This is a genomic window from Candidatus Stoquefichus massiliensis AP9 (genome assembly GCF_000455285.1).
GTDB lineage: Bacteria > Bacillota_I > Bacilli_A > Erysipelotrichales > Coprobacillaceae > Stoquefichus > Stoquefichus massiliensis.
The window spans coordinates 157,820-161,692 of record NZ_HG005288.1 but is presented as its reverse complement, the minus strand read 5'-3'; the positions used below and the strand labels follow the sequence as shown (position 1 = coordinate 161,692).

At 30.0% G+C, this 3,873-nt stretch carries 5 protein-coding genes and 1 riboswitch; of the genes, 4 read left to right on the top strand and 1 reads right to left on the bottom strand.

The window, feature by feature from the left end; all coding sequences use genetic code 11:
- Positions 1-162 precede the first annotated feature (162 nt).
- A riboswitch (FMN riboswitch) is annotated at positions 163-275 on the top strand.
- A 62-nt stretch (positions 276-337) separates the two neighbouring features.
- The 4 genes from BN350_RS08600 (at position 338) to BN350_RS08585 (ending at position 3,553) form a co-directional block, all read left to right on the top strand.
- Complete coding sequence (locus tag BN350_RS08600) at positions 338-934, top strand: ECF transporter S component (protein WP_044600218.1); 597 nt, start codon at positions 338-340, stop codon at positions 932-934.
- Between the two features lie 14 nt (positions 935-948).
- Complete coding sequence (locus tag BN350_RS08595) at positions 949-1,572, top strand: 4Fe-4S binding protein (protein WP_028043233.1); 624 nt, start codon at positions 949-951, stop codon at positions 1,570-1,572.
- Positions 1,573-1,664: 92 nt separating this feature from the next.
- Positions 1,665-2,177, top strand: coding sequence for an RNA polymerase sigma factor (locus BN350_RS18820; protein ID WP_187117123.1), 513 nt, complete (start codon positions 1,665-1,667; stop codon positions 2,175-2,177).
- Positions 2,174-3,553 (top strand): anti-sigma-I factor RsgI family protein, encoded by a 1,380-nt coding sequence (locus tag BN350_RS08585; RefSeq protein ID WP_028043232.1) that lies wholly within the window; start codon positions 2,174-2,176, stop codon positions 3,551-3,553. The genes BN350_RS18820 and BN350_RS08585 overlap by 4 nt, the downstream gene beginning before the upstream one ends.
- A 25-nt stretch (positions 3,554-3,578) precedes the next feature.
- Here BN350_RS08585 and BN350_RS20260 read toward each other — a convergent pair.
- Positions 3,579-3,873: transposase (locus BN350_RS20260; RefSeq protein ID WP_147573565.1), on the bottom strand; the 295-nt coding region annotated here is incomplete at its 5' end.

Here is a 3,873-nt window from a genome sequence, read left to right as displayed (position 1 = left end):
AAAATCAAGAATTTGATAATTTTTTACAGCAGGTTATGACACTTCCAAAGAACTTACAGGAAACTGAGATAGAATAGTATTTCTCAGTTTTTTTTGCATATAACTTGTTTATATTTGTCATTTGATTTAAAGTGATTATGTAGATTAAAATCTACATTATGTCATTGACTTCGGGGCAAAGTGAAATTCTTGACCGGCAGTAAAGTCTGCGAGCATATGCTGAACAGGTGTCATTCCTGTACCGACAGTAATAGTCTGGATGGAAGAAGTCGTAATAAAAGATTTGATGTCTGTCAAATGTTTTATTATGCTTATTCCTTGAAAAGGAGGAATAGAAATGAAGAAACAATCGACAAAGAAATTGGTTTTAACAGCACTATTAGGTGCTATGAGTGCACTTTTGATGGTGTTTGAGTTTTCAGTACCATTAGCACCAACTTTTGTAAAATTTGATTTTTCAGATTTACCTATAATTATTGGTGGTTTTTTGATGGGACCTTTATCAGGAATAGCGACTGCTATTATTAAAATCTTATTAAGTACAATGATTCGTGGTACAACAACGATGTTTGTTGGAGAACTTTCTAATCTTATCTTATCTATAGTATTTGTTTTTCCTGCAAGCTATCTTTATCAGCACCATAAGACAAAAACATCAGCAAAGAAGGGACTAATAAGTGGAACAATAATAGCGAGTATGCTAGCTATTATATCTAATCTTTTTGTTATTTTTCCTCTCTATGCATCGTTATTTGGAATATCTTTACAAGATATTTTAAAGATGGCAATGGTTACAAATCCACTTGTAACGAATATGACAACAATGATGATTTTTTCACTATTACCATTTAATTTATTAAAATATGGTGTCATTTCGGTTGTAACTATTGTTGTTTATAAAAAACTGAGTCTAGAATTTAAAAAATATATATAATAGGAGAAAATGTTATGGAAGTTCAAGAGATATTAAAGCAACTTGTTGAAGATATTCATAGTGTCATCATAGCGACATTAGATGAAAATGATCATCCTGTTACTTGTGCAATTGATTTAATGTTGTATCAAAATCATAAAATATATTTTCTGACAGCGAGAGGCAAATCATTTTATCAGCGTCTTATGCAACATAAAACGATTGCTTTAACAGGGATAAAGGGAATACAAACAATGGATTCTATAGCGATTTCATTACAAGGTCAAATCAGAAATATAGGTCATGAAAAACTACAGGAAATCTTTTTAAATAATCCATATATGAGAGATATTTATCCTCATTCAGAATCGCAGGAAGTATTAGAGGTTTTTGAAATTTATAAATGTACAGGTGAATACTTTGATTTAAGTCAAAAGCCTATTTTTCGTCAATCTTTCTCAATAGGAGAGGGAAATGATTTATTAGAGGCTCCTTATACAATTCGCTCAACATGTAATGGATGTCTTGCTTGCTATCAAGTTTGTCCACAACATTGCATTGATATAACAGTTACACCTATTACAATTCAATGGCAGCATTGTTTACATTGTGGAAAATGTATAGAAACATGTCCACAAAAAGCTATAGTTAAGAAATAATTTCTAAGGAAATTATTTTTTATTTTCTTGTTTTTTATGCAATAATAAGATAGAGAAATGCATTATATAAGTGAAAGGGGAGACATATGCATATGGATAATCGAGAAATAGATCAATTGATTTTACAAATTCCCCAAAATGATAGTCATTTTCATGAATTTTATAACAAAACAAAAACCATTGTATTTGCTTATATTATGAGTATTATCAAAAACTATGATGATAGCAGTGATATTTTACAGGAAGTTTATATTAAAATTTATTTGGCTGCTCAGAACTATCAATCTCAAAAGAAACCTCTTGCATGGATATTTACAATTGCAAGAAATGAATGTTATTTTTTCTTAAGAAAAAGACAACTGAATATAGAATATGATGATCAGTTGTCATTACCTCAAAGTATGAATATGGATACAAAGTTAATTTTAGAAGAATTATTTACTGCATTAAATGATCAGGAAAGACAAGTTATTATTATGCATTCCCTATGGGGATTAAAACATTTAGAGATTGCAAGTTTATTAGAAATACCACTTTCAACATCATTGTCAAGTTATCATAGAGGAATGAAAAAAATGAAAGAAGTCTGGAGGAAAAATCAATGAATAAATTATATGATGTTTTTGAAGAAATCACACCAGATCGTTTTGAGTCCATTCAGGCTGAACTGATAGATAGAAAGGAGAATGTGGTTGTGGAAACAAATCAAAAAAGAAATTATAAACGTTATGCCCTTGCTTTGGTTATGATTGCATCTGTTATTGTTGTCGCAGTTATGTTACAAAAACCAGCTAAGGTGATTGCTGTGGTAGGAATTGATGTCAATCCAAGTATTGAATTATCAATCAATCAAAAGAATAAAATTGAGCAGGTTACAGCTAAGAATGAAGATGCTAAAAAAATTATTGGTGACATGGATTTAAAGGGAAGTCAAATTGATGTAGGAATCAATGCATTAATTGGCGCAATGCTTAAGGAAGGTTATATTGATGAACTTAAAAATTCTTTACTTATTTCTGTAACAGGAGATAATCAGGAGGAAAATGAAAAATTACGTAAACAACTTTCTTTAAATGTAGATGAATTTTTAAAAGCAAGTCATATAGATGGATCTGTTGTTTCGCAGACTATTGATCAACAAGATGATATTATAAAACTTGCAAAACAATATAATATTTCAGTTGGTAAAGCAGAAATTATTCAACAGTTAATTGTTAAAAATTCACTTTATACATTTGATGGATTGAAAGATTTATCTGTTAATGAATTGAATATATTATTACAAAATAATCATGTTGATCATGTTAATGTGACAGGGCAAGCCAGTGTGAGTGATTATATTGGCCAGGAAAAGGCAAAAAAGATTGCTTTTGATGATGCGAAAGTATCAAAGCCAACAATGAAAAAGATACAATTAGATTATGATGATGGACAAATGATTTATGAAGTTGAATTTACTCAAGATGGGATTGAATATGAATATGATATTCAAGCAAAAACGGGTAAGATTCTAAAAAAAGAAATGGAAGGAAAAAAGAAGATAACTTCTTCTTCAACATCCCAAAATCAAACATCTATGATAACTAAAGATCAAGCTAAAAAGATTGCTATGAATCATGCTGGTGTAAAATCTATTCAAAATTATCAGATAAAAGAGGATATAGATAATGGACAAAAAGAATATGATATTGAATTTCTAAGTGGAAATTATCAATATGAGTATACAATTAGAGTGAAAGATGGCCGTATTCTTGAGAATGAAAAGAAGAATGTTGGAACAGTTAAAATTACTGCTGAACAAGCCAAACAAAAAGCTCTTGATCATGCAAATATATCAAAAGCGGATGCTAAGAAACTGGAAGCAGAATTAGAGAAAAAGTATTATGAAGTTTCATTTACTGTAGGAGAGTATGAATATGAATACCATATTGACGCTTTGAATGGTAAAGTTTTGCATCATGAAAAAGAAAAAGAAGATTAAAAAACAGCTAGATATCTAGCTGTTTTCAGATTGTTGACAAAGTGGTACTCCAAAACGAATATCGCTTTTCTTTTTGTGTTTCAAAGCGGGAAATCATCATTTTCAACCAATTATGAATGGTATTTGATGAAGTTTTCCAACTCCATCTTGCCATTCTTTTTAGATTATGACATGCAAAAATCATCAGCGCCTGATGCTGATTTTTTTGTAGTCCTCTCAATCTTGTATATCTTAAATTATGCTGCTCCTTACAATCTCCAAATACACGTTCTATACTTTCCTTACGCTTTGGATAAATTTCTTTCCACTCAGGTGTATGA

Excerpts from the sequence above, each read along its gene's own strand:
- BN350_RS08600 (WP_044600218.1), top strand. The coding sequence starts at position 338 with ATGAAGAAACAATCGACAAAGAAATTGGTTTTAACAGCACTATTAGGT.
- BN350_RS18820 (WP_187117123.1), top strand. The coding sequence starts at position 1,665 with ATGGATAATCGAGAAATAGATCAATTGATTTTACAAATTCCCCAAAAT.
- BN350_RS08585 (WP_028043232.1), top strand. The coding sequence starts at position 2,174 with ATGAATAAATTATATGATGTTTTTGAAGAAATCACACCAGATCGTTTT.
- BN350_RS08595 (WP_028043233.1), top strand. The coding sequence starts at position 949 with ATGGAAGTTCAAGAGATATTAAAGCAACTTGTTGAAGATATTCATAGT.